This is a genomic window from Sandarakinorhabdus sp. (assembly GCF_040398645.1).
In the GTDB taxonomy this organism is placed as follows: domain Bacteria; phylum Pseudomonadota; class Alphaproteobacteria; order Sphingomonadales; family Sphingomonadaceae; genus Sandarakinorhabdus.
Window position 1 is genome coordinate 1 of record NZ_JBBATR010000052.1, and the last position, 1,947, is coordinate 1,947.

Annotated in this window: 4 protein-coding genes; 3 read left to right on the plus strand and 1 reads right to left on the minus strand. The window is 60.6% G+C overall.

The genetic code is table 11. From position 1 onward, the window contains the following. Nucleotides 1–92 precede the first annotated feature (92 nt). Both phaR and dksA read left to right on the plus strand, forming a co-directional pair. Entirely contained in the window at nucleotides 93–671 is a 579-nt protein-coding gene (gene phaR / locus ABWP50_RS10725) for a polyhydroxyalkanoate synthesis repressor PhaR (protein WP_353217981.1), read from the plus strand. A gap of 256 nt (nucleotides 672–927) precedes the next feature. Then, the gene (gene dksA / locus ABWP50_RS10730; RefSeq protein ID WP_353217998.1) at nucleotides 928–1,365 is read left to right on the plus strand and encodes an RNA polymerase-binding protein DksA; all 438 of its coding nucleotides are present in this window, start codon (nucleotides 928–930) and stop codon (nucleotides 1,363–1,365) included. A 59-nt stretch (nucleotides 1,366–1,424) separates the two neighbouring features. On the opposite strand, the gene ABWP50_RS10735 is transcribed toward dksA, so the two are convergent. Then, nucleotides 1,425–1,589 (minus strand): YdcH family protein, encoded by a 165-nt coding sequence (locus ABWP50_RS10735; protein ID WP_353217982.1) that lies wholly within the window; start codon nucleotides 1,587–1,589, stop codon nucleotides 1,425–1,427. A gap of 212 nt (nucleotides 1,590–1,801) precedes the next feature. On the opposite strand from ABWP50_RS10735, the gene ABWP50_RS10740 reads away from it, so the two are divergent. After that, nucleotides 1,802–1,947: DUF465 domain-containing protein (locus tag ABWP50_RS10740; protein WP_353217999.1), on the plus strand; the 146-nt coding region annotated here is incomplete at its 3' end.

Sequence of the window (1,947 nt, forward strand, 5' to 3'; positions counted from 1 at the left end):
CATGCCGTGGGCGCTGGCCTATGCTGCGCGGCATTGCACCGCAGCATAGGATCATGCTAAATCCTGCGCTTGCGTTTTGATCGAGACCATTCATGGCCATAACCTCCAAAACACCCCACGCCAAAACCGGCACCTCCGGTCAAGCATCGGTGATTATCAAGAAATACGCCAATCGGCGCCTCTACAACACTGAAACCTCCAGTTACATCACGCTCGACCATCTTGCGGTCATGACCCGCGAAGGCCGCGATTTCCAGGTGTTTGATGCCCGCAGCGGCGAAGATATCACCCGCGCCGTGCTTACGCAGATCGTGATGGAAGGCGAAGCCAACGGCCAGACCATGCTGCCGACATCATTCCTGCGCCAGATCATCGCGCTCTATGGCGATTCGATGCAATCGATGGTGCCGCATTACCTGGAAGCATCGATGTCGGCTTTCGCTGAAAATCAGGTGAAGTTTCGCGATGCGGCATTGAAACCGTTCGAACATCTGGCCCGGCAAAATCTGGCAATGTTTCAGGCCGCTGCCGGGCTGATGACCGGCGCGCGCCCACTTGCCGGCAAGCCGGGGGCTGATGGCGCTGCCGGCAAGCCGGTGGGAAGCGAAACCGAGCAATTGCGCGAGCAGCTGGCGGCGCTGCAAGCCCGCGTCGATGGAATGCAATCCTGATTGCGCGGGCCGCGACGTCTGTGCCTGTGCCGATCTTCGCACCAATTTGGACGCTTGCCGCCGGCCCGGTGAAACAGTAAGGCAGCCGCGTTGGTTCTGCTGGTGCCGGGAGGGGTCTTGGCAGCACGGGAGTTCGGCGCGGGCGGCGCTGCCTGATGTGGTGGTTGCGCCGTGGGTTTCATGGGGTGTGCTGGCGATGAAAAATGAATCGCAGGGTGCGTTTGATGGTGCTGACAGCGGCAACGGGGTCTTGACGATGGCATCGGATGGCCCGCAATCAGCCAGTGATCCGGCGGTGGGCTATCGCCCATCTCCTGACGAAGAGTTCATGAGCAGCCGGCAATTGAGCTATTTCCGCCGCAAGCTGCTGGCCTGGAAAGACGATCTGATTCGGGAATCAGGCAACACGCTCGAAGCGTTGAAGGCCGAGCCGCTGCGCGAACCGGATTTGACCGATCGCGCTTCGAGCGAGACCGATTGGGGCATTGAATTGCGCACCCGTGACCGCCAGCGCAAGCTGATTTCAAAGATCGATTCGGCCCTGCGCCGGATTGAGGCGGGTGAATATGGCTGGTGCGAAGTGAGCGGCGAACCCATCAGCCTGGCACGGCTGGATGCGCGCCCGATCGCCACGATGACCACCGATGCACAGGAACGCCACGAGCGCGCCGAGAAGGTGAGCCGCGACGAGTGATCGCGGCCCAGTTGTGGTTTTTGGCGTTGCCGGCGGCGGCTTCCGGCGCTGACTGGAAATCAGTGGAGTTGGATTGCGCTCAATTCGTCCTTCAGTTTCAGCTTTTGTGATTTCAGGCGGCGCACCACTGCTGTATCCGGCACCGGCCGCTTCAGTTCGGCAGCCAGATTGGCATCCAGGCGGGCGTGACGGCTGGCAAGCTGATCCTTGTGGGCGTTGGCCATGGGCATGTCCCTCGTCTGCGGTGCCAGCATGGATTCACCAGCACCGGGACCATCAAGTCCATCATGTTATCGCTGCCATGTCCATGCGCTAAACCACGATTCAGCTTTGGTTTGGCATGATTGGCCCGGCCCCTTGAGCGCCCGGGCATGTTTGTTTATCAAGTGGTAATCGCAGCAACAGCGACGATCGGGCTGCGCAAGGGAGCGCCAAGGTGGACGAAGCCGAAATCCGCGCTCGGATCGAATTGCTGCGGCAAGACCACCGCGATCTCGATGCGGCCATCGACGCGCTGCGGCTGGTGCTGGTGCCAGACATGATCCAGCTGCAACGCTTCAAGAAAAAGAAGCTGCGCCTGCG